Source organism: Bacillus clarus (genome assembly GCF_000746925.1).
In the GTDB taxonomy this organism is placed as follows: domain Bacteria; phylum Bacillota; class Bacilli; order Bacillales; family Bacillaceae_G; genus Bacillus_A; species Bacillus_A clarus.
Genome location: NZ_JMQC01000008.1, coordinates 4766387 through 4791039, shown reverse-complemented (window position 1 = coordinate 4791039; position 24653 = coordinate 4766387). Strand labels below are relative to the sequence as shown.

Sequence of the window (24653 nt, the reverse complement as noted above, 5' to 3'; positions counted from 1 at the left end):
AAAGGTCATATTTTGTTGATGTACGCATTGCATTTAGTCTATAGCCTTATTTCTAATTCATATTAAATAATAAATAAACTTGAAAATACGGACGGAATTAAATTTATAATTGGAGGGTTTTATAATGAATGAGTTTCAACAGGAAATACAATCATTAAACCTTAATGAATATCAACCTAGTAATGTAGTATATTGGGATCAACAAAATCAGTACCCATATTACTACATTCAGGATGATGCGCGTCGTTGTGGCGGCTGCGGTGGATGTGGGCGTTGTGGTGGATGTGGAGGCCGATGCGGAGGTTGTGCAGGACGTTGTGGTGGATGCATAGGATGCTTCGGTTGTTTCGGCTGTTTTAATTGTTGGAACTGGTGGTTCATTTAAGTTTTATGAATTCATAGTATTTTACATGAAGAAAAGTATAAATACATTCTTTTATCGTATAGATACTTTTCTTCATATTGCTATTTTATAACGATGCTTCAAGTTTATAAATTAGGGGGATTTTATTTGTATACATATGAAAAGTTAATTTCATGTGTAGAAAATATTAAGGGGGAAAACCATAGTTCTGCGGCAGCACTTTGTGTTATAAAAGACAACCAAATTGTACTAGAGCATTATAGTGGTAGGCATTCAAATTCTCCTAATAGTTTAAAAGTAACCGCATCTTCACAATTTAATGTTGCCTCTGCTAGAAAGAATTATTTAGGCTTAATGGTAGCGTATGCACTTTATGAAGGTAAAATAAAATCTCTTGATGATTATGTAATAAAGTATTTTAAGGGGTATGATCCTGAATTACTCGGAAAGACAACTATAAGACATTTAGTAACTCATTCGCATGGTTTAAATGAAACTGATGAGGGCACAATTTATCGTGAGTTTGAACCAGGACAGGCTTGGGCGTATAGAGATATTAACATAAGAATGATGACGTATCTTATTAACCATCTTTACAATAAAAGCTTTCCTGAATTATTAAAAGAACGGATTTTCACACCTGCTAAATTTCAAAAAATAGGATGGAGAATAAAACAAGATGATCATTTAGTTAAAGTTGTAGTAAATCCAAATGAAGATGCTATATGTAGTGTCGGTACAGCAGACGATGGAACTGAAAAAAATCTTTTTGTTTCTGCTAGAGAATTTGCATATTGGGGGAACTTACATTTAAACAAAGGTTTTATTAATGGAGAACGGATTGTACCGAATGAGGTTATAGAAATTGCTACAAGTATGCAAAATCCAATATATAAAAATAAAGAATTACCACAAAACGGACTCTTTTGGTTTGTTCAAAATGAACCAGCTTTATTAAGTGAATTGGGTGAAAGGGTTCCTAAAGTTTCATATCAAATATTAGGAGTAACAGGTCCAACAATTTTAGTCATCCCCAAATATAATGTAGTCGTTGCATAAAAGGTATAACTACGGTGGCGATAACTACCTATATTATTTGCGTGAATTCAGTAATTTAGTCGCAGATACATTTTGCAGCAGTAAAAACAGTTCTATTAGGGTATAACTACTCCTATAAAGAAAAGGAGTGAATCTTCATGCAAAAAGAGCCGAATAAAAATAAGAAGCAAAATATAAAAGATATAAATACCGAGCAAAACGCAATCTACAGTGATCCAAAAGATGCAGCGAATATGCAGACTGTACCACAACCAAAAGATTTTGAGGAAATTGAATATTAAATTCCTCCGACTTTTTTATGAAAGAAAAATACATCTCAAGCCCTATAACATGAATAGAATTATTTGATAATATAAGTATATAAGCATTTGAAAATGTCTTATCTTAACAAAGCTTTCTTTAAAATATCTGTATATAATCTGCAAAAAGGCACTTCTTTATGAAGTGTCTTTTTGTATGTTACATATATTTATTTCAATTTCCATTTTAATCACAGTATCTTGTATATAGCCACGGATATACTAATTGTGAAAATTTATGTCATGACAAGAAAGGGACAGTCAGCATGAAACAAGCATCTATAAATCCGTGGCTTATTGTCCTAGGTACAATTATTGTCCAAATTGGTCTTGGAACAATTTACACATGGAGTTTATTCAATCAGCCTCTTGTAAGTAAGTTTGGATGGAATCTTAATGCAGTGGCTATCACTTTTTCTATCACAAGTTTTTCGTTATCTTTTTCAACACTGTTTGCTGGAAAGTTGCAGCAAAAATTAGGACTTCGTAAACTCATTGCTACCGCAGGAATTGTTCTCGGATTAGGCTTAATACTTAGTTCACAAGTTTCTTCGTTACCTTTATTGTATTTATTAGCCGGAGTTGTAGTCGGTTATGCGGATGGTACAGCGTATATCACGTCATTATCTAATTTAATTAAGTGGTTTCCAAATCGGAAAGGGCTTATTTCTGGCATATCCGTATCAGCTTATGGAATGGGGAGTTTAATTTTTAGATACGTAAACGGAAAGTTAATCGATACAGTTGGTGTATCACAAGCATTTTTATACTGGGGGATTATCGTTTTACTATTAGTGCTAATTGGATCATACTTCCTACACGAAGCTGCTGCACATACTAAAGTAGCTGAAACACTAAAGAACGATTACACACCTCGTGAAATGATGCGTACGAAACAAGTATATCTTCTGTTTTTTATGTTATTTACATCTTGCATGAGTGGTCTATATTTAATTGGGATGGTAAAGGATATAGGTGTACAACTTGTGGGACTTAGCGCTGCGACCGCCGCTAATGCAGTCGCTATGATCGCTATCTTTAACACAATCGGTCGAATTATTCTCGGAACATTATCAGACAAAATAGGAAGATTAAAAATTGTCTCTGCTACGTTTATCGTTATTGGATTATCTGTTTTTACTTTAAGTTTTATGGAATTAAATTACGGGATCTATTTCGCATGTGTAGCAAGTGTTGCGTTTTGTTTTGGAGGAAATATCACTATATTCCCAGCTATCGTAGGCGATTTCTTCGGATTGAAAAATCATAGTACGAATTACGGAATTGTGTATCAAGGATTTGGATTCGGAGCGCTTGCCGGTTCATTTATTGGCGCGATACTAGGAGGCTTCCAACCAACCTTTATTACAATTGGTGTACTATGCGTTATATCTTTTATTATCGCTATTTTAATCCGTCCTCCAAATGTAGAAAAGAAGGACGAAGTACAAAAGCTATATCGGAAAACAGCATAATGCTAAAAGAGCCCTAACATTCAGGGCTCTTTTTAAAAGGATTTAAATTTTTTGATTCCAGTTAATTTATACATACTATACGCCCCAAAAAGTAAAACCAAATAGAAATAAACAAAGAATACCTAAAATACAACCTCCAACATCTTATGAAAAGAACATAGTTTAATGATAAAATAGATAAATACAGAAAATTCTTATCATTGAAGGAGGAGTGACATGAAAAAAGTGAATGTTACATATGCACTACTGTATGACAAATCTAATGAAAAGCTATTAATGGTTAAAAATAAAGGTAAGGAAGCGTCTTATTACACTTTACCGGGTGGGGCAGTTAAAGTTGGTGAAACATTAGAAGAGGCTGCTATTCGTGAAGTAAAAGAAGAAACAGGACTAGATATAACTGTGGAAGGGATTGTTTCAATAAGTGAAGCGTTTTTTGAAGAAAGAGGGCATCATGCAATTTTCTTTAATTTCTTAGGACAAGTAATTGGGGGAGAAATACATATATCTCGTCCGAAAGAAATTGAAGAGATTACTTGGCTGGAACTACAAACAGCGTTACCTTATTTGCGCATACCTGAACATTTAAAAGAAATTTTAGAGAGACGAGAGACAGTACCTTATATTTTTAATGGAACTATTGTTCATCAATCATAAGCATACTCTAAATGAAGGCGGGAGAAATATGGAGTTTATCGTAAATCATAAACACTTTACACAAGCTCTTTCGGAAGTAAGTAAAGCTATATCGGCCAAAACATTAATTCCTATATTATCGGGGATTAAAATAACTGCAGATCAAACCGGTATTACTTTAATCGCGAGTAATTCAAATATCTTTATAGAAAAGTTCATACCTCATTCAATCGAAGATTTACAAATCGTAAACATTATAAAAACAGGAAGTATCGTTGTACCAGCTAAATATTTCATTGAAATTATAAAAAAATTACCGAGTAATATTTCTATAAAAAGCAAGAATGACCAAACGATTAAAATTCAATCTGATGAAATTACTTTAAACTTAAATGGATTTCCTTCATATGAATTCCCTAATGTACCATACATAGATGAAAATACAGAGATACAAGTAGAAACGGAACGATTAATAGATGTATTGAAACGAACTGCCTTTGCAGCAGCTAAAAATGAATCTAGACCAGTCCTTACTGGTGTACATATCATTTTTGATAAAAATAAATTAACTTGTGCTGCAACGGATTCTCATAGACTAGCTTTAAGTGAACTATCAATCAATTCTCATGTTCAAGCATCGTATATTGTACCAAGTTCAACTATAGGTGAACTTTTAAAGTTAATGAACAGCAATTTAAAGTTAGTAAGTATATATCTTTCAGAAAGTCATATTGTCTTTAAATTCGGTACAATATCGCTATATTCAAGACTAATTGAAGGGAAATATCCGAGTGTATCTGGATTAATACCAAATGAGTTTCAAACAATAATTAACATTGATAGAAAAAGAATTTTACAAGGAGTTGATCGCTCTAGTTTATTAGCTAGCGAATGGACGAATAATAACGTAAATTTAGAAATCATCGATGAATCCACAATAAAAATTTCTTCTAATACTTCTCAGATCGGTAAAATATCCGAAAAACAACAAGTACGTGCTATTCGTGGCAAAAAAGAATTAAATATTTCTTTCGACGGACGCTTCATGATTGAAGCTTTAAAAGTAATAAAAGGCGATATAGTCACATTAAGTTTTGGTGGTTCTATGCGACCTATTTTAATTCAGCCAGTAAAACAGTCTTCAGAACTACATCTTATTTCACCAGTTCGGTCATATTGAATAGAAAATATCACTTTAAGGGATAGTACTCCATGCCCATCAAGCTAAAATAAATCAATATCCCAAAACGACAAAGCTATCTAACTGGCAGGTTAGTGGGAGAAAGAATTAAGAGTAGGAAAGGGGTTTAAAATGATTAATCTAGAAAAAAAGATACGTAAATTAATTAATGAAATATATCCGGTGGATTTTATTAAAGTTAAATCAGTAACAAATGAAATGTATCAGTGTATTTCGGAACAAGGTGACTACTTCGTTAGAATAACTAACTATAAAACGTATGAAGAACAGTTGGAAGAAGTTAAATATACAGACTTTTTATATAGGGAAGGTGTAGGAGTACCTCCAATAATAACTTCTTTAAATGGTAAATTAGTAGAAAAAATAACATTAGACAGAGAGCTTTTTAGTGTATTGTACAAAACTGCTCCTGGTATACACTTACCAAGAAATCAATGGAATTCCAGTGTATTTAAAAAACTGGGTCAGCAACTCGGCAAATTGCATCGTGTATCTAAAAAGTTTGAAAGTACTGAACCGATAAAACATATAAACGATTGGTATGACAATGAAGAATATAATTTTCTTAACTATATCCCTAAAGAGGAAGGTATTATTAGAGAGTTTGCATCTGAAGTTTTATCTTCCATAAAGACGCTGCCAAAGAATCCTTCAAATTACGGCTTGATACACGGAGATGTATGGTTAGAAAACATATTAGTTGAAAATGATTTAAATATAACTATGATTGATTTTCAAGATTGCGAGAAACATTTTTATATATTTGATTTAGCAGCTCCAATCTATAGTGCGTTAGAGTATTCATTCGTAGGGAGTGGTAACATAGTTGACTATGAGAACTCTATTACAAAAGCAATACTTGGCGGATACCAAGAAGAAAATGAAATATCAAAAGAAATGATAGATAAGCTACCTTTATTTATTAAATTAAAGGAAATATTCGAATATAGTTTAATGCATATGTACTGGAATAAAGAGAAATTAACTGAGGAACAAGTGCGAATAATGAATCTTTATAGAATAAAGATTGAAAATAACCATTCCGTTATTAACATATAATTACAGTTTTTGTTCAACTAAAGGATAGTTTTAATTCAATACAACAATATAAAAGTTTGATCAGTTTGTTAAGAGTACTTTATAAAAAAAGTTATTCAACGCAATTCTTCTTAAGGAACCATAGTGGATTGTTATGTAACGAACGAAAGAAAACTGAATATAAGGGTGAGTATTATGAAAAAAATGATTGCTTTACTCTTAAGTATAGTTCTAATTATTTTTGTTTTATATTATCAGAATACAGCGAGTTCAGATCAAAAGGAAAAGATATTCGTTGAAGATTTTAAAGGGACTAATGATTCTGATAAAATTCAATCTGCCATTAATAAAGCAAAGCTTAGTAAGATAAAGACAGTTTTGCTCGATGACAGAAAGTATAAGATCACTTCACCTATCATTGTTAAGCAGGGTGTTAAATTATTATTCGGATATGGAACACAGTTCGTTATCGATGGTGACTTCAGAGTGCTTGAATTGGAAAGAAATGCTTCAATTGAAGGTGCCTATATAGCAATTAATGATCCGAATTTTAATTCTGAAGTTATATATTTAGATGGTAAATATAAATATTATAATACTTGGAACAAAACACACATAAAGGATATAAATATTGTAAATTGGTCTGAAAGGAACCGAGGTACAGGAATCGCTTTATATGCTGGTGGAAAAGAACATGAAATTTCTTTTGTTAACTTCGAAAACGTTAAAGTTGTAGGAATGGAGAATGGTTTAAAGTTAACAGCAAATAAACCGAATTCTGGACATGCTTGGATAAATGCCAATCGGTTTATTAATTTCTCTTTAGAGGATTGCGTAAATATGATTTATATGGATAGTCATTCAACTATCCCGAATGAGATTAGCGGAAATCAATTTGCAAATTTACAGATACAACCTTCAAGTAAAACAAAAAGTGTTTTGAGAGTTAGTGGACAACATAATGAGTTTAATGGGATGTTGTGGGATGTGAATAAAATTAATCACGGAGACAGTCTTGTTGAACTTACGGATAAGAGCATGAATACAGTTATTGATATTTCTTCGGTGCCTACAAATAAAATTTCTGATAGAGGGCAAGCAAATCAGATAAAGTAGTAACATTTTTTAAAATCGGAAATGACTTTCTTAGAAATAGCCCCCTAGGACCATCCGCCTAGGGGGCTTAGTAATCTCTCTCAATGATCTTGCTAATCTTTTTGATAATAATCCTACTATCTATCTAAATTATTTAAAAAGGAAGTGGGTATTCCTTTAAGTGAATATATTCAAAGGGAAAGAGTAGAGGAGGCAAAAAAATTATTAACATTAACTACATATTCATTATTAGATATTTGCACTTGGCTTAACTTCTATAATCAAAGTTATTTCACAAGAGTGTTCAAAAAAATATGTAACCTGACCCCTAGACAATATCGCGAGAAACATACAGTGATATAGACTTATTCAACGCTTAATTTAATAACCGCTGGTAAAGAAACATTTGAAGAACATTTTCAAAATCCTATTCATAACATTATAGATACGAAAAAACAATTAGTAAAAAATTTATTTCCTTAGATCAAAAAGTAGACATGCAACTTAACTTATTTTATGAAAAACTAGCCTTATATCAAAATTCAAAACCTATTATCCCAGTGCTTAAACCAACTGATGTATCTTCACTTAGGGAAATCGCTAACACGATAAATGAAGATTTAATCTTATTGTTAAAAGAAAACGATGAACATTTAAATGAATATTATATAAGCAGCAGCTACGCTAAAGAAATAACCTACGAAGAGTTTTTTATATGGTGGTATCACTTTTTCTATACAAAAGTAACTGAAGAATTAATTAAACAAAACGTTATAAAAAGCAGCAATTCAGTCAATCAAACATATGTAATTGTTAACAAATACAGCATTAATGAACATTAAAATTCATACATGTAGCCAGAGGGTATTATATGACTTTCATATGCTTAGTTAGACACGATGAAACAGACTGGAATGCTAAGGGACATCAAGAAAATCATTTACCAAAAGGGTTATAAATAGTTTGAACATACCCCAAACAAAATACCCTCATAGCAAAGTTATTTTATAATGCGATCCTTACCAGAATACGAAACAGTGAAATTGGATTTTAAAAAAACAAACTTCAAAAATATACATAGGTAAACGATAGGACAAAAGGGAGAAACACAGTGAATAAAAAATTTTCAAATCTTGAAACTATGCCAGCGACTTTTGGTTACTCACATGTAGTAGAAGTTAGCAATGCTCGAAGAACAATTTACATATCTGGACAAGTAACAATACATACAGATGGACAAGTAGTAGGAATTGGATACTCTATAGCAAAAAGGGGAGTATAACAACCATTAACAAACTCATTAATACATATATTATTTTTAATCAGTTAACATAATATATGTTATCGGTAGTTATATAAAAGAAGTATTTCTCTGTATCAAAATACAAGTAAACTATACTTAATGAGATGAAACGGAGATTTTTAATGAAATTCAGCTTAAATTCAATTCGTTTAAATTCTTTGCGTTTTTACGGTCGTTTACCACAAAAATTCATTACAGCAATCTCTATATATAAATCCGGCAAAAATATATGTTTATGATTAAAAAAATCGCCGTGATAAATTTAATAAAAATAATTTGCGTGTCATGAAAAAATTATGCGTGTACATGATTTGCATTGTTTACTTAATTAATTACTTTATGACTTACATTTGAATTGCTAAATATAATCACATTCTGTATTTATCCATCCGCTGTAAGTTTTATTCCAGTTAACATAATTCGTTATGATTCTCTAAAAAACTCCCTAACTTTTTAGGGAGTTTTTTAACTATATTTAGTATGATTAGATGTTTCGCCGATCTGTTTGTTATCATTAATATTTAAACTGAATTTCTAATAAAAACCAAATTAAATACGTCACTATAATTATATAGATTTATCCAAATGTACATATACCCCTTCCCTATTTAGAATGAATATTTCAGTTTCACTTTAAATATTCATTCCGCTGCTTCTATCTAAACAAAATAATCTAAATTTGAATTACTTAATTATCAACTCGTATCTGCTGCAGTGTTCATTTTAATCAAAGTATTATTAAGCGTAATTGTTTGTTTAATATGTTTAGTTTTTGTTAAATTCTTTATATTTTATAGTGTTCTTGAATTATTATGATATTTACTTGCAATAAAATTTTATTTTGTAATTTTACTATGTGAATTTGCACTCTTATACATAACACAACGCTACTTTATATACAAAAGATACAGATTTTTATTTATATATGCCTGTTTTTTTATAAAAAAAACTATAAATTAACTGTAAATGTAGAGCAAACCTTATATTTATTAGAGAATTTTAAAAATCAGCTCTTACTCTCATTTTTTGCGCAGTTGGTGGACAAAGTAAATTATGCTCTAAAATCTTTTTATTTATTGTTCGGATTAACTTTGCTGCTTCTTCTGTATCCTTTATCTCATTTAATTTTTCTTTTAAATAATCAATTTCCTTTGAAAGTTCAATCCACCTAGGAAGTACGTGGTTATTTTTCAAAGTTCTATAAAGTTGTTTTTCTGGATTGTACGAAAGATCTTTATCAATATTAAGAGGTTTCCCTTTACCAGGTAAATCATCAAATGTCCCTTCTTTTTCTGCGCGTTTTACAATGGAACTAATATGATCTTCATACGTAAAAGACCAAACTTTCTCGTCTTTCACTAAAATTTCTTGTTTTTTAAGCGCCTTATCTAGTTCATCTTGATTCATAATGTCATTCTCCCCTTCGTTTTATAATAGCGATTTTGAATAATTTAAAGCTAATAACCCTTCAGTAAACTTCTCACGCTACCAAATCCCGTCATGACCACCTTGAAATTCGTTATAGGTAATTTGATACTTTTTTTCTTTCAAAACTCTGTACAGGCTTCTATTAGCTGTTAAAAGAGGTTTGTTTTCAAGGGTACCTGCCGCCATATAAAAATGAGCCTGCAATGTATTCTTACTAGCTGTTGCGATTTGCGCCTCAATCCAAGGGGTATTTTCTTTGTGCCCTTCCTTTTCCCAATGCACAGACCCTGACAATGATAGTACATTCCCGAAAACATGAGGATTTTGAAGTGCTGCATAAAACGCTGCTAAACCTCCGAGACTTAAACCAGCAATTGTTATATGTTTTGCCTCTTTATGCACGTGGTACTTCGTTTGAATCCACGGAAGTAATTCGTCCGTTAAAAATGTAATCATGAGGTGTGTAAATATGAATCTTTCGTGTATTTTCTAGAATGGAACTATAGAAAGAATATGTTTCAACTTTTCCATACGGAGCATGATTTGGAGGAAAACGTTTATCATACTGTATTTCCATGTTTAGTTTTAAAACAGATGCTTTATTGGGCTCTCCTCCAAATATGTTACTGTTGAATCGATCTAATTGATACTGTTCACTACGTTTTATCCAATCATTTTCAAAATAGTCGTTAACTGAAAAATAATAAGTTGAAATAAACTTCTCATTCGTTCGAAATGTTTTATACCACACATTTGTATGTAATAATTGCTGTAATTGATTAAAATTAAAACCCCAGCCAGGATAACTACCAAATACGTATACATTTTCTGTTTCTTGATCACCTAACCATATGTACGTTATAAGATAATGCTGATCATCTGCTGGGCATTTTTCTATAAGTGGCGTCTCATTAGTCTTTATTTCATGCAGAAAAGTATACAAAGCTTTCTCGTTACCATCGTTTAATTGATCAATAAGATTCTCTATCTTCGGACTCACTATCAATTGCATTCTCCCCCCCTTTTTATTACGTCATTCTATTTGAACTTCTGTATTGAAAATAAGAATCCTATATAAACAAGGTTATAAAAGTGTATATTTAGTGAACAAAAAAACGCACAAACATATAGTCTGTGCGTTTTTGCAGTTACTTAGCAAGATAATAAAGTAATAATTTACGAGCTTTCTCATAATTCGTATAGTCTCTATAAAATAGTAAATACTTCTTCATGTCTTTTTCTAGAAAATGATATTGTGGAAACCAATCAAAAAATGATATACGCAGTCTTTGAATTTGTTGAAATGGAATTTTGTCTTCTTTTTCATCTAACACATAACTTAAAGTACCTGCTATATTCATCCAATAATAATTTAAATCAGCATTTATACAATCATCTTCTGTAAGCAAGTTTTTATAATCACATTTCATTTTTCGTGTATCACGATACGGAAATGGCTGATGCAAAGAATTATACATTTTCTGCAACTCACTAAAAACAACCTTTTTTCCTAATATCAATTCTTCACCCCTATATGTAAATTATTTACTCATCCATTTTAATAACTGTTCATAATGATTATGAGCATCGCTATATCCAAGGTTATATAGATTAACAAGCTTTTCTTGATTTCTTTCAATTCCACTTATAGGAAGTTGTACACTTGGCTGAATTACATAAAAATTATCTTTTTGCTCGTTAGAATACATGTACGAAACTGTTTCATTATAAAAACGATAATGTTCTACTAAAAGCTCAGCAATTTTTGGATATCTTCTATATAGAATTTTAGCCAGACTAGAAAACTTATTTCGCTGCTTTTCATATCCTTCTGGCTTTGTCATAATAACAATATTTTTTAAATAGTCGTCCTTTTGCGCCTTATGAACAGGAATAGGATCAATAATCCCCCCGTCTAATAATTTTTTACCATCGTACTCTACAACAGGTGCTATAAACGGTACAGAACTTGATGCACGAATAATTTTTAAAATATCATCACCATGTTCTTTTTTATTATAATAAACAGCCTGTCCTGACTCACAATCCGTTGTTCCAATGACAAACTGTTCATTTGAATTTAAGAAAGTCGGAAAATCAAATGGTACAATCTTATTTGGCACTTCATCAAATAGAAAATCCATACCAAATAATTCACGTTTTTGAATTAAGTTTCGATATGATATATACCTGTGATCTGCCACTAACTCTGTATTTACTTTCTTATTTCTCCCTTTTTGACGAGATAAATAGGTAGCGCCCATACAAGCTCCTGCAGAAACGCCTACTACGTACGGGAAAAATAAACCTTTTTCCATAAAGTATTCGAGCACTCCTGCGGTATATAATCCCTTCATCCCTCCGCCTTCTAATACTAAACCGATATTCTTCATGTATATTCCCTCTGCTTCTTTTACTTAATTATATATTAGCATAAGATTTTAAGATAAGGTTATAAATAATTGTTGCAATCATTACGAAAAACTATTGAAGTAATGTCATAATTTCTTAGTTTATAGCATGATACAATATAAGAAACTCATTCCACAGATAATAAAGGAGGAATTTCATATGGGTTTATTTAGTGGTATTTTAGGAAATGCGTCTAATACGAGTACAGAAAGCGTAGAACATGATTTACAAAAGATTATGCTAGATGATGAGCAAGTTGAACATGCGTACAAATTAATTCGCGATTTAATCGTATTTACAAATCGCCGTCTTATTTTAGTAGATAAACAAGGAGTAACTGGTAAAAAAACAGAGTACCATTCTATTCCTTATAAAAGTATTACACAATTTAGCATTGAAACAGCTGGACATTTTGATTTAGATGCAGAGCTTAAGATTTGGATATCTAGTATGGACGGTCCAATCACGAAAGAATTTAAAGGTGACGATAGTATATTAAGCGTTCAAAAAGCATTAGTATCATATACAACAAAATAAGTTTTGTGTGTTTTTATTCATTTTTAAAATTACTAATCCGAGTATTTTGGAACAATATACATTATTTGTGTTTAAATATACAAAAACAGAAAGGATAGGTACTGCAGTTTAATTCTGCTTTCCCTATCCTTTTCTTATGCCTTCTTATAATAAACAAGTGTTGCGTTTTCATTTAACTGCTTTTTTAATCCCGTCTGCATGTAACCTATTTTTTCATATAAATAACAATTCCGTTCATCCTCTAAAATTGTAGCAAATTCCCAACTAGTCGCTTCAGGAAACATCTTCTCGATTAAAACTAGTACTTTTTGAGCAGTCACGTTTCCTTGATAGTTTGGAAGGATAAACATTGGACTTATCCAATATTGCATCGTCTCTTTTTTTCGATATACACATATCGCTCCTGTAAGAGTATGATTTACTAATATTTTATAATAGCCACCGTAAGGGTTATTTATTCTTGCAATAGTCCTCTCAATTTTTTCACTTGCGGGATTTGTTTTATAGTCCCTATATGTTTCTAATAACGGTTTAAATGATTCTACTTGCATATTAAAAATAGTCTCTGCATCAATCTCCGTCGCCTTCTCTAATCTAATTTCCATTTACCAACTTAAACGCTTTCTTAATGAAGTAATATGAGCTGTATGGTGCTGACCATGCCATGCGTATAAACCGATTGCTATAGCGAGTTTCGTTTCACCTGATTCAGGATGATTAAACGTTTTTTCTAAATCAGCAGATTCTAATGAATTTAGCAAATTAACCCATCTCTTATGTAATGCCTCTAACATAACAAGTGAAACATCTACCGGTAATTTCGAATCAGGTAATTCTGCCCACTTTTCTTCTTTATATGGCTTAATAGTTGGATTCTTTTCTGTAAGTGCTAATTTAAAGCGTATATAACTATTCATATGACTATCTACGACATGGTGAACAACTTGACGAACAGTCCATCCACCAACACGATATGGCGTATCTAGCTGTTTTTTATCTAAACCTTTAATTGCCTCTGTTAATTCTTTAGGAAGATTATTGATTTCTTGTATCCATTTATCGATCATTTCGTCTGTAATATTTTCTTCATAAGTAAATTGCCCAATTGGATAACGTAAATCTTTCATTCATATGTACCCCTTTTATTTAAAATTTCTATTTATAACACTATGTTAGTGTTTTTCCAAATGTAATGAACAAAATTCATTTTTTCTCCATTTAAATCTATAGTGCTTGTATCTATTGGGTTACAAGTAAAGCCGTTTTTTTCTAATACGATCTGTGAAGCGATATTCTTTGTTGTTGTTTTAGCATGAATTTCATTGATTTTATAGTTTACTATTTGATTCAAAAGTAATTTTACAGCTGCCCTAGCTACACCTCTTTTAATAAACTTTTCCCCAACTCGGTAACCTAAATATCCAATTTGCTTCTCTTTATTTATATCAACTACATTTACACGTCCTACAATTTGCTTTTCTGAATTACGTATAAGATAAAAATAAGAAATTCCTGCTTCTTGTTCTTTTAGCAGCTCTTCAAGTTGCTCTTGAAAAAATGCATAGACATAATAATTAGAACCGCGACTTGGTACCGTTTTTTCAAAAAACTCTTTATTTGTGCATTCAAAAGTAAATAGTTCTTTAGCATCTTGCTTTCGTAATTTTTCAATGAATATTTCTATTTGACTCAATCCTTTTTCATTAGATAACTGTTATACTTTCTTTTTGAAATAATGAAATTCCTGCTATTACTTTCTATTTAGCAATACAGCAAGTAGTACTTTCGGATGAAAAAGGTGAAAGGGACTACGAATTAGGTTCATAACGCGAACTAATCGAATATATATGTCAGAATTACTTGCGGAAAGCTGATAAATTTGTTTCGTATACCATTGCTGGAATAGTTGTTTAAGAGACATCTTTCTTTTTAATTTAGGATGTCGAAATATTTCTGTTGTCGTCATTTCCCACGGTGTTTCAATAATTTTAGAAACTCGTTTATAAAATCCCCGAGTAAGTTTTCTCTCTAAATTGTTGTTTTGTTTGAAATATAACTGTAATTCGAGAGCTTCCATAGCAGCAACGGAAACTCCCTGTCCGAACACTGGATCAAAGCGACAATGTGCATCACCAATTACTAAGAACCCTTCTGGTAAATTTTTTATTAAATCAAAACGACGACGTATTTGATAAGGAATTTTATATATTTTTATATCCGTAATAGGTTCAGCACTATTTAAAAAATCTGTAACATCAGAGATTGATAGCTTTTCAGCAAAAGCATAAAATTCATCATCTGTTTGTGGTGCTTTCTCATTAGCATATCCACTAAAAGTGACAAAATAACGGTCATCTTCAATCGTTTGAATAAGAACACCATAAGGATTTTCAGGGAAACTTGGAGACATAAGCATGTTACAGCAGTCTAATTGCTCATTTTCTTTGAGCCTAAACATTCTAGTTGCATAAAACAAATCGATACGTACTTTTTCTTCTTTCACTTCAATATTGTATTCTCGTAGCCAATCTATATTTTTTGAACCAAATCCGCTCGCGTCAACAACAATATCTGCATCGAACTCTTCTTTCATTCCTGTTTTCAAACATTTAGCTTTCACTCCACATACTTTATTAAGCTTTTCATTTACTAGCAATTCCTCAACCATCATTTCATACTTTGTAAAAACATTTGAAACTTGCTCAATACGTTTTTGTATATGCGATTCTAAAAGAGGACGGCTTTGCTGAATCATGTTTATTTCTCCTTTGAAAGGGTGCTTCCATAGTCCAAATTGATGCCATTTTAAATCACGAGTAAAGTTATTTATGATGCTACCAGCTGCTTTTAATTCACTAGTAATGTTAGGAAACAATTCCTCGAGTGCTTCTTCGCCGCCTTTCAATAACACATGCGGATGGTTGATTTGGGGAACTCTTTTACGAGGTCCTTTTCCATCCCAACTTTCTCCGGCTTCTAAAATAATTACTTCTTCAACAGTATGAGATAAAGCTTTCGCTGCAAGTTTTCCAGCGATACTTCCACCGATAACGATTGCCTTGCTAAACATATTTTTCCCCCTTAATGAAAAGAGACCCTGTCGTGTATGAATGAAACAGGATCCCAACTAATTAACTTCTTTATTTTACTTCAAATACATATTCAGAGATTAATAATATTTAAATATTATTTAAAACACATTAATAAATTGTAAAGTTAAAATTAAAGCTCCTAAAGCCCACACATAATACGCAAATACTTTAAGAGAATGCCTTTTTAAATATTGGATCATCCATGAAACTGCAATATAACCAAAAAACGCAGCAGATAACGTTCCGACAATCAATGATATACTTGAAATTGATTCTGCCTTCCCTTGAAATACATCTACAAATTGTAAAATAATTGCCCCAACGATTGCTGGTGTTGATAGTAAAAAGGAAAAGTATGCTGCTGTTTCACAATCTAATTTTCTCCATAGTGCAGCGACAATTGTCATACCAGAACGAGAGATTGCTGGAAATATAGCCACCGCTTGGAACGAACCGATAATAAGTGCATCTTGATATGTAATATCATCCATTTTTTTTCGGCCATTTTTTTGCTTCTCTGCCATATATAAAAATAGACCTGTCATTAAAAATTCCCATCCGATTGTTATACCTGTTTTTGAAATATCTTCAAAGAAATCTTTAAATAATAAACCGATTACAACAGCTGGTACCGTCCCAACAATAAGTAACAGCATTAGTTTTGAGAATGGATTTTTAATTAAATAAATAAATTCCTTCTTATAATAAATAAACACCGCAAGCAATGTACCAATATGAAGCATTGTATCTAAAAATAGACCTGCTTCATCTAATTGAAAAAGATGTCTTCCTAAATAAAGATGACCTGTACTACTTATAGGTAAAAACTCTGTCAGCCCCTGAATAATCCCTAATATAAAAGCTTCTAGCCAATTCACGACAATCTCCTTTCATGTTTGCTTGTACCAGTATATGACGTTTTATTTTTGTTATGAAAGAAAGGAGTTTTCTCTAATTGATTTGAAAAGTTGTTTAACACTTCAAAGTTAAAGGATATATATGTAAAATAGGATTAGAGGTACATTATATACTTTAGAATTTATTTCTTTAAAAATATAAAAAGATCTGTATACACTACAGATCTTTTTATATGAAAATCACTTTTCTTTATGATACGCAGCTTCGACACACTCTGCTAAGCGTTCTATTTGCTGCATATATAATCCACGTGACATCCATCCTGTTAACTTATACAAAATATTATAAAATAGATTTTTAGGTTCAAAATCTGCGATAAGTGTAAGTACTGTATGTACCTTCCTCATGTTCTTCTAACATATAGGTTGTGATCGAATAACCTTGATTTGTCTCACCACCAACTGAAACGATAAATGGTGCATCATGCTCTAATAATTTCACTTCAAATTCATATGTTTTCTTTCCAATCTTTTGTACGGATACATACTTATCCCCTACACGAGGATTTTCTATATCAACATTTGATGAGTAATAATTATCGACTATTAACGTACTCCATTCTTTTATCTTTTCATCATTATCCACATAATCAAATACAACATCAATTGGTGCTTGAATTACTATTTCTAAAGCAAAACTCATCCAACTTCTCCTCTCAAATACCCTATTCATCTCTATTTACATAGCAACTAAATCATTATGTCATATTTTACATAGTGAAATACAAGCAGTATATTAAAAAATGTTATTAAATGTATTTACGAGGAGTTAATAAATTCGATTGACACTCTCACAACGAATCATCTGGATTGATATACATTATCTAGTGGACAATCCTTTAAATGAATCTTAACGTAAACGTATAGAATAACAAAAAAACAATCCCAGCAAAAATACTGAGATTGTTTTTTGTTTGTAAGTATTTTATTTATAAAACACTTTATCCACATTATACTTAGCTTGGAATTCGTTAATGATATATGTTTCGTAAATTTCTCTTTCTGTTGGATCTTCTACGATACATGCATCAATGCGGTATACTTCATCACGATGATTTTTAATTGGTGAAACATTGTCTTCAAAATGCTTTTTAATACGTTGTCTAATTTTTCGAGCTTTTCCTACGAAAAGTAGTTCGTCATTAATGTTATAGAACATAAAAATGCCGCCTTTATCTCTAGGGAACAAGTGGAAATCGATAAAACCATGAATTGGAGTAATTCTTGGCTCGTCTCCTTTCATAACTTGTTTACGTTCAGTAATTGTAACATCAACTTCAGGGATATTAATTTTAATCAAGTTCATTCACGTCCTCTTTTGGTATAAAGGTAAATAATAGCACAAGTATGCAAGAAAAGCTATGTACATTGCATGTTAATTAAATAAATTCTTTTATATCCTTAAGACTTAAATGATATAGATAGATCACGAATACTCTTTCTCCAAATCATATGATGATTTGATTTACTCCAATAATCTTTCAATAAATAATTAGGCTCTCCAAATTTACTCTGCCATATTTTCTGTGCATTTTTATAACCACTATCTAAACAGAATTCCATTATTCCTTTACCTAGTAAAGTAAACAACATTGCATTTAGCAGCAAACTCCCTATACCTTTTCTTTGATACTCCGGAAGCACGAATACTGTCCCTATTTCATATAAGTCCTTTAGTACACCGCCTGTACAACTATTAATCACTGTGCTAGCTGGCCCAATTTCAATTGTTCCAATGATTTTATCATAAGCTTTATTGATAGCTAATAAAAAGTAGCGATTTTTTCCATTACTATCAAAATCACTTTGCAAATACCGCTTTTTCGTTTCGATTTCATTCTCTATATCATCCATTAACTCTAATAAACCTTCTTTTGCATATGTATCCGTAATAACAGTACGAAAAAATACATGTAGTTCGTCCCTGTCTTTTGCGTTTGGTCTTCTTACTTCTAAGTTATACATGAAAAATCACTCCTTCAATCTCATAACATTATGTATTTTTCATATACCACTATTTTCCCTTCAATTATTTATTGATTTCATTCTTTTTTATTAGGATTTTGTAATGTAAAATTAGAAAATCGACGAAAGTTTAAAAATCGTACGTATTGTGTTAGCAATGGTTTATTATGTAAAAGTACTCCTACTCCCAAAAACATTTACTTTTCGTTTGAAATATATAAACAAAAAAGATTAGGCAATCAATCCTAATCTTTTTTGTTTATTACTATTCAATTGCTCCAGCTACGTCATAATCATTTAAATCTAATTCAATCTGTTGTCCGAGCGCAAGTTTTGCGAGTTCAGATCCTAAGTATGGACCCGCTGTTAATCCTGAAGCGCCTAATCCGTTTGCTACAAGAATACCTTCAAAATTAGGCAATGGTCCAATTACAGGTAAGAAACCGGGTGTAAATGGTCTAAAACCAACTCTCGTTTCAAGCATCGTACTATTCTCTAACCCTGGAGCAACTGTTAATGCTTTATGGAATACTTCATGTAAACCACCTGCAGTAACGCGGTAATCTAATCCCGTATCGTTTTCATGTGTTGCGCCTATTACGACACGACCTTCTTCAAAAGTTAGAATGTATTGATCATTTGGCGGCATAACAACTGGCCAATTTTCTGTGTTTGTATTTTCCATGTGTAAATGAACAATTTGCGCCTTTTGGAATGTAACTAAGAAATTCACACCTAGTGGCTTTAGTAATTCATTTCCCCAAGCTCCAGCAGTTACAATTACTTGGTCTGCGAGAAGTGTTTCATCATTTACTGTAACACCCGTAACATGATTATCTTCATGAATTAATACTGCATTTCCTTTTACAAAAGTTGCACCATGCTTTTGTGCAGTATTTATAAGTGCATTACGAAGCGCTCTTCCATTCACTCTAGCTGCACCACTTATATGTATCGCGCCATATTCTTCCGATAATGCTGGGAATAAACTTTTTGTTTCTTCTGGTGATAAACGAGTAATTTCACCAATCTCTGGAGCATCCTCACGGCGTTTAAAAGCTCGCTCTTCCATTTGACCTAACTTTTTAGCATCTGTATGTAAACTAATAGCACCTACTCGGTTATAACCTGTATCAGTTTCACCATCTTCTTCTAATTGCTGAATTAAAGAAGCGTAATAGCGTGCGCCACCTTTTGCAATTTTATACCAAGCTTTATTACGACGCTGTGAAAGCCATGGACATACAATACCCGCCGCTGCATCTGTTGCTTGACCTAAATCTTGACGATCAACGATAGTAACATTCGCCCCAGCCTTAGCAAGATGATAAGCAGTAGACGCTCCTAAAATTCCAGCTCCAACTACAATATACGATTTCATTTCAAACACCTTTTCTATTTCATACTTTATCTTTTTCTTATTATAAAAATGGTTCTAATAATTATCAGAACCATTTTTAGTATACTAGAAGAACTCTATATTTCAACGTATTCATGCCAATAAATTATTGCAACATTGTGTCTTTTATAATACTTATTTTTTCTTCTTACGGTACAAATCAATTGTTTTATAACCTTGTGAAAGGATCTCAACCATTTTTTGTAGACGTTTTTCACGTGTTTTTTCTTGTTTTACAGAGAATAAATTACGTGCCCAATCTTTTTGATATCCTGGTGTTAAACTTTGATAAAATGCAAGCTCATTCGGATGATTCGCTAATAATGCTTCAACATCTTTAATACGATTTACATAATCTGCAACACATTGACTAGCTGCAGATGTTTTCTTTTCTTTTTTCTTCTCGCGTTTTAAACCAACAACAGTGAACACATCATCCATGCTTACCATTCGTGCAAATTTAATATCACTATTGTCTACATATCCATCTTCACCGACCTTTAACGCCGGAAACATTTCATCTCGGTGAATGAAGGTTTCATAACGAGTATTCCCTTTTTTCGGATAAGCGAAAAACACATAACCTTTCTCAAGTAATAACTCTTTATTATTAATGATAAATTTTGTATGTTCTACCATCTCATCAATTGTTTCTACAAAAATAAAAATCGCGTCGTGGTCTTTAGAAAAAGTAGTTGCTTGCTCTGTAAATACGTCATAATCATTTGGTTGGTTCATTACTACCATATGCGTATATTTGTTTAGTTTCAGTTTATCGATAATAGACATAGTAAACTCCTTTTGCATTTGAATATTCATTATTGTTTCATGCTCCCTATACTACTATAAAAGAGAAAGGTCTTACTGCGCAAACGAAACTATCCTTTCAAGGTTTATGCTTTAATATGAAAAATGTCATATAATAGCTCTCTATATTGAGAATCTGTAATGCGACACTTGCTTTTTTGACCATGAACTAATCGAGTGAAGCTTTCTTTCGTTAAAGAAACGTGACCACAATTTGTAAGCTTTACTGTAAGTGGTCCTTTATTAAAAATAGACTTTTCATCTTCTATTACTTTTCTTTGAACCTCATTTACAGTTGATTCATCAATAACACGAGTGTAAAAAGCATGGCATACTTTCCATTCCGCATTTTCATTTGTACCATCATATGAAGCGATAGCTCTTCTTTCTAAAACATAATCTCCTTTGCCAGTATCTTTTCTTCTAACGCGATATTCGCCATTTTTAGAAGTAACAACCTCACCGGTAAACGGGACAGGTATAAGGGGTACCAGTGCAGCGATTCCTACATCAACTAAGTATGATGCGTTATCATAATTTAAAATAATCGTAATATGTGCTTCCTCAAGTGCCCACACTTCTAAATCACTTTTATAAACTGTTCCTAATGCTAACTGCACATCGAACCCACAGTCTTGTAGAAAATAATATAAAAGAGTATTTAATTCGTAGCAAAGCCCTCCACGTGAACTCGCTAATATTTTCTTTTGTAAATTCTCCTTAGAAATCTTTTTCGTATTATCTGATATAATATCTAAATTCTCAAACGGAATTTCATTTGCAAATGCGTTAATGATTATATTTAAGTCTTCAAATGTGGCTGTATCTTGTTTGTTAAGATTCAATCTTACAAAAAACTGATTTTGTAATTCTGTCATTAAAAACACCCCTTTAATATTGAAAGTAAAAGTATTATATGCTGATTGTAAAAGTCATGTAGGGTGCTAACAATGTACATTTATAATAACTGTACCGGTACAAAATACTACTTATAAATGGAGAGGCGGTTAGAAGTTTCTTTTCTTATATAAAGCGAGAAAAAGTGTTGACAAAAAAATCGTAGGAGTATGCATTCCTACGATTTTTACTAATAACTTATTCTAATGTTTGTGGAGTACGATCTCAACAGCTTCTTGTACATGGAAATTCACATAACGCCCTCCTTTTGTTAACGATGTTTTCAAAGGAGTAGCTTCACGCAACCAACACCTTCAAACCTTGTGAAATATTCACAGTATTATACATGGTTCTTTTGTGAATATAACTTTGATGACTTCCATTCAAGAAGTTCGTATACCCTACGTTTTAAATATTTAAGAAGCAGTTCACTCTTTAACGAAAGGAAATTCGGCTCCTATCAGTCTTGTAGTACTATGCACATATCCTATTTCTTTAAGCTAAAATGGTTGCATGTGAAGTCTTTAGATTCCTTCTACGTAGTCTATTAATAAATCTCCACATAAACTCCAGATAGTAAGGCTATAATGGCTACCAGAGGTGATATTATGAGGAACTATCATATTCTTGTGGTAGAAGACGATCAAGAAATCCAGGAATTAATTAAACAATTTTTAATGACACAACAGTATACAGTTGTGGTTGCATCAGATGGATTAGAGGGCATGAAACAGTTTAATAAACAATCCTTTGATTTAATACTTCTAGATGTGATGATGCCAAACCTGAATGGATTTGAAGTTGCCAAAATGGTTCGAAGTCAGTCAAATATACCAATTATTATGCTAACTGCATTAGAAGAAGAACAAGATCAAATGAAAGGATTTGATCTTGGAATCGATGACTATATTACGAAACCTTTTTCTTTTCATGTTTTGATGAGACGAGTCGAAGCGATACTAAGAAGGAGCTACGATCAAAGTGTAAATAATCATTTTGTTTTTAAAGAAGTGCGTGTCGATGTTGATGCATATAAAGTATACGTAAATGAGGTTGAAATCGCCTTAACAACAAAAGAGTTCGAAATTCTACAACTGCTATTTCAAAATGAGAAAAAAGTACTTACAAGAGAAAGCATCGTAGAAAAAGTTTGGGGATACGATTATTTCGGAGAAACACGAATAATCGATACACATATTAAAAACATACGAAAAAAATTAAATATCCCTTACATTAAAACCGTAAAGGGAATTGGTTATAAACTCGATGAATAGGATTGTAAAAAACATGAAGATGAAGCGAATTACTTATAAACTCTTTATGATTACATCCCTCATTTTGTTAGCCTTTGCATTCTTGATTTATTTAACTTTATACTTTTTTCTCCCTACATTTTATGAGCAATACAAAACAGATCAACTTCAAACAGGGATAAAAGAAATAATTGATAAATCTAAAGAACTTACGTTTCAAAATGCAATACCACTTTTTGATGAATACGCACAAAAAAATAACGCAGTGATTTTCCTTCAAAATAATGAAGGGAAAATTATTTATTCTCCTTCTTTCCATTTTATACAGGGGACCACCAAGGAATTTCAAATCGGGAGAGTAGATAAAGCGATTACATTAGAGAATTCAGATAACCTACGCAAATCATTTGACGTTACCAAGCCAATTCAATTCCAAGATGTTACCCTAATGCTCGTAGTATCCGCAACATTTCAACCGATTGATGAGGCTTCACAGGTCTTGGTACACTTACTTCCCTATATCAGTATCATTGTACTGGTTATTGGGATAGGAAGTGCTTATATATATTCAAGATTTATTACAAAACCACTCATTTATATTAATGAGAGAGCACAAAAAATGGCAAACTTAGATTTCTCCGAAAAAATTGAGGTTCGTTCTATGGATGAATTAGGAGAACTATCCAATAGTTTGAATGATATGTCTATTAACTTACAACAAGCTCTTTTCGATTTACAAAAAGCAAATCAGCAATTAAAAAACGATATTGAAAAAGAAAGAGAGATAGAGAGAAAACGTAGAGAATTTTTCGCAATTGTAGCACATGAATTAAAGACTCCTCTTACTGTTATGAAAGGATACTTAGAAGGAATGATATATAATATTGGTCCCTATCAAAATCGCGACCAATACTTAAAGAAAAATCACCAAATTATTGAAAGTATGGAACATCTAGTTCGCGAAATTTTAAGTATGTCAAAATTAGAACAACATACCTTTAAATTACAAGTAGAAGAAGTGATTTTCTCAGAATTGATAGGTAAAATTACAAAAGATCTCGAATTTTTTGCTTCGCAAAAAGACATTCAAATAATAAAACAAATCGACTCGGACCTTTTGGTTTATACGGATTATGTTCTTTTAGAAAAAGCATGTAAAAACATTATTCATAATGCAGTTATGTATTCACCAAATAACGAAAAAGTCTATATAAAATTAACCCAGGATTCTAAACAAAACCACATCCAAATGCAAGTCATGAATACAGGTGTCAAAATTAAAGAAGAGAATATACAACATATCTTCAAACCCTTTTATCGAATTGAAAAGTCAAGAAATCGAAATACTGGAGGAAGTGGATTAGGGCTATATATCGTCAAACAAATTTTTGAAGCGCTAGGTATAAATTATTCTATAAATAATGTGGAACATGGTGTACAATTCTTTATTAACATTCCATTATCTAAACAATAAAC

23 protein-coding genes and 6 pseudogenes are annotated in these 24653 nt (G+C 31.7%); 14 read left to right on the top strand and 15 right to left on the bottom strand.

The features are described 5' to 3' along the window. Positions 1-124: 124 nt before the first annotated feature. The 11 genes and pseudogenes from DJ93_RS25445 to DJ93_RS25400 form a co-directional block, all read left to right on the top strand. A complete protein-coding gene (locus DJ93_RS25445) occupies positions 125-385 on the top strand; it encodes a heterocycloanthracin/sonorensin family bacteriocin (protein ID WP_042983833.1) in 261 nt (86 codons plus the stop codon). Positions 386-511: 126 nt separating this feature from the next. Continuing rightward, positions 512-1529, top strand: a pseudogene (locus DJ93_RS25440) (serine hydrolase domain-containing protein). A 31-nt stretch (positions 1530-1560) separates the two neighbouring features. After that, positions 1561-1704, top strand: coding sequence for a hypothetical protein (locus DJ93_RS33380; protein WP_042983832.1), 144 nt, complete (start codon positions 1561-1563; stop codon positions 1702-1704). A gap of 284 nt (positions 1705-1988) precedes the next feature. Further along, positions 1989-3197 carry an L-lactate MFS transporter gene (locus DJ93_RS25430; protein WP_042983831.1) on the top strand — a complete coding sequence of 403 codons (1209 nt, stop codon included), beginning with the start codon at positions 1989-1991 and terminating at the stop codon, positions 3195-3197. 216 nt (positions 3198-3413) lie between these two features. After that, entirely contained in the window at positions 3414-3854 is a 441-nt protein-coding gene (locus DJ93_RS25425; RefSeq protein WP_042983830.1) for an NUDIX hydrolase, read from the top strand. Between the two features lie 28 nt (positions 3855-3882). Continuing rightward, positions 3883-5013, top strand: coding sequence for a DNA polymerase III subunit beta (dnaN, locus tag DJ93_RS25420; RefSeq protein WP_042983829.1), 1131 nt, complete (start codon positions 3883-3885; stop codon positions 5011-5013). A 132-nt stretch (positions 5014-5145) separates the two neighbouring features. After that, positions 5146-6093 (top strand): phosphotransferase enzyme family protein, encoded by a 948-nt coding sequence (locus DJ93_RS25415; RefSeq protein WP_042983828.1) that lies wholly within the window; start codon positions 5146-5148, stop codon positions 6091-6093. Between the two features lie 174 nt (positions 6094-6267). Beyond that, positions 6268-7188 (top strand): hypothetical protein, encoded by a 921-nt coding sequence (locus DJ93_RS25410; protein ID WP_042983827.1) that lies wholly within the window; start codon positions 6268-6270, stop codon positions 7186-7188. A gap of 73 nt (positions 7189-7261) precedes the next feature. Continuing rightward, positions 7262-7530 (top strand): annotated as a pseudogene (locus tag DJ93_RS31375) (helix-turn-helix domain-containing protein); the annotation flags it as partial. A 3-nt stretch (positions 7531-7533) separates the two neighbouring features. Beyond that, positions 7534-8009 (top strand): annotated as a pseudogene (locus DJ93_RS25405) (hypothetical protein); the annotation flags it as partial. 269 nt (positions 8010-8278) lie between these two features. Next, positions 8279-8419 (top strand): annotated as a pseudogene (locus tag DJ93_RS25400) (RidA family protein); the annotation flags it as partial. 1050 nt (positions 8420-9469) lie between these two features. On the opposite strand, the gene DJ93_RS25395 reads toward DJ93_RS25400, so the two are convergent. The 4 genes and pseudogenes from DJ93_RS25395 to DJ93_RS25380 form a co-directional block, all read right to left on the bottom strand. Then, on the bottom strand, positions 9470-9877 hold the full coding sequence (locus DJ93_RS25395) for a DnaJ family domain-containing protein (RefSeq protein ID WP_042983826.1): 408 nt from the start codon (positions 9875-9877) through the stop codon (positions 9470-9472). Between the two features lie 78 nt (positions 9878-9955). Further along, a pseudogene (locus DJ93_RS25390) lies at positions 9956-10910 on the bottom strand (alpha/beta hydrolase). Positions 10911-11046: 136 nt separating this feature from the next. Continuing rightward, the gene (locus DJ93_RS25385) at positions 11047-11418 is read right to left on the bottom strand and encodes a YxiJ-like family protein (RefSeq protein WP_042983825.1); all 372 of its coding nucleotides are present in this window, start codon (positions 11416-11418) and stop codon (positions 11047-11049) included. 21 nt (positions 11419-11439) lie between these two features. Then, complete coding sequence (locus tag DJ93_RS25380) at positions 11440-12291, bottom strand: patatin-like phospholipase family protein (protein ID WP_042983824.1); 852 nt, start codon at positions 12289-12291, stop codon at positions 11440-11442. 178 nt (positions 12292-12469) lie between these two features. Here DJ93_RS25380 and DJ93_RS25375 point away from each other — a divergent pair, with 178 nt between their 5' ends. Further along, positions 12470-12847, top strand: coding sequence for a PH domain-containing protein (locus DJ93_RS25375; protein WP_042983823.1), 378 nt, complete (start codon positions 12470-12472; stop codon positions 12845-12847). A gap of 134 nt (positions 12848-12981) precedes the next feature. Here the strand turns inward: DJ93_RS25375 and DJ93_RS25370 are convergent, their stop codons facing one another. The 11 genes and pseudogenes from DJ93_RS25370 to DJ93_RS25320 form a co-directional block, all read right to left on the bottom strand. Continuing rightward, entirely contained in the window at positions 12982-13452 is a 471-nt protein-coding gene (locus DJ93_RS25370) for a hypothetical protein (protein ID WP_042983822.1), read from the bottom strand. Further along, positions 13453-13974 carry a YfiT family bacillithiol transferase gene (locus tag DJ93_RS25365; protein ID WP_042983821.1) on the bottom strand — a complete coding sequence of 174 codons (522 nt, stop codon included), beginning with the start codon at positions 13972-13974 and terminating at the stop codon, positions 13453-13455. A gap of 32 nt (positions 13975-14006) precedes the next feature. Continuing rightward, the gene (locus DJ93_RS25360) at positions 14007-14531 is read right to left on the bottom strand and encodes a GNAT family N-acetyltransferase (RefSeq protein ID WP_042984377.1); all 525 of its coding nucleotides are present in this window, start codon (positions 14529-14531) and stop codon (positions 14007-14009) included. A gap of 66 nt (positions 14532-14597) precedes the next feature. Then, entirely contained in the window at positions 14598-15917 is a 1320-nt protein-coding gene (locus DJ93_RS25355; RefSeq protein ID WP_042983820.1) for an FAD-dependent monooxygenase family protein, read from the bottom strand. Between the two features lie 120 nt (positions 15918-16037). Further along, a complete protein-coding gene (locus DJ93_RS25350) occupies positions 16038-16817 on the bottom strand; it encodes an undecaprenyl-diphosphate phosphatase (RefSeq protein WP_042983819.1) in 780 nt (259 codons plus the stop codon). A 219-nt stretch (positions 16818-17036) separates the two neighbouring features. Next, a pseudogene (locus DJ93_RS25345) lies at positions 17037-17499 on the bottom strand (SRPBCC family protein). Positions 17500-17781: 282 nt separating this feature from the next. Further along, on the bottom strand, positions 17782-18162 hold the full coding sequence (locus tag DJ93_RS25340; protein WP_042983818.1) for a nucleotide excision repair endonuclease: 381 nt from the start codon (positions 18160-18162) through the stop codon (positions 17782-17784). 95 nt (positions 18163-18257) lie between these two features. Next, entirely contained in the window at positions 18258-18821 is a 564-nt protein-coding gene (locus DJ93_RS25335) for a GNAT family N-acetyltransferase (RefSeq protein ID WP_042983817.1), read from the bottom strand. A gap of 265 nt (positions 18822-19086) precedes the next feature. Then, on the bottom strand, positions 19087-20202 hold the full coding sequence (locus tag DJ93_RS25330; RefSeq protein WP_042983816.1) for an NAD(P)/FAD-dependent oxidoreductase: 1116 nt from the start codon (positions 20200-20202) through the stop codon (positions 19087-19089). A gap of 153 nt (positions 20203-20355) precedes the next feature. Then, complete coding sequence (locus DJ93_RS25325) at positions 20356-21009, bottom strand: YdeI/OmpD-associated family protein (RefSeq protein WP_042984376.1); 654 nt, start codon at positions 21007-21009, stop codon at positions 20356-20358. Between the two features lie 104 nt (positions 21010-21113). Continuing rightward, positions 21114-21905 (bottom strand): arylamine N-acetyltransferase family protein, encoded by a 792-nt coding sequence (locus tag DJ93_RS25320; RefSeq protein ID WP_042983815.1) that lies wholly within the window; start codon positions 21903-21905, stop codon positions 21114-21116. A gap of 627 nt (positions 21906-22532) precedes the next feature. Between DJ93_RS25320 and DJ93_RS25315 the strand changes: the two genes are divergently transcribed. Further along, positions 22533-23198: a response regulator transcription factor gene (locus DJ93_RS25315; protein WP_042983814.1), complete on the top strand. Its 666-nt coding sequence runs from the start codon at positions 22533-22535 to the stop codon at positions 23196-23198. After that, positions 23191-24651, top strand: a complete 1461-nt coding sequence (locus tag DJ93_RS25310) for a sensor histidine kinase (protein ID WP_042983813.1) — start codon at positions 23191-23193, stop codon at positions 24649-24651. Before DJ93_RS25315 ends, DJ93_RS25310 begins: the two co-directional genes overlap by 8 nt. Positions 24652-24653 lie beyond the last annotated feature (2 nt).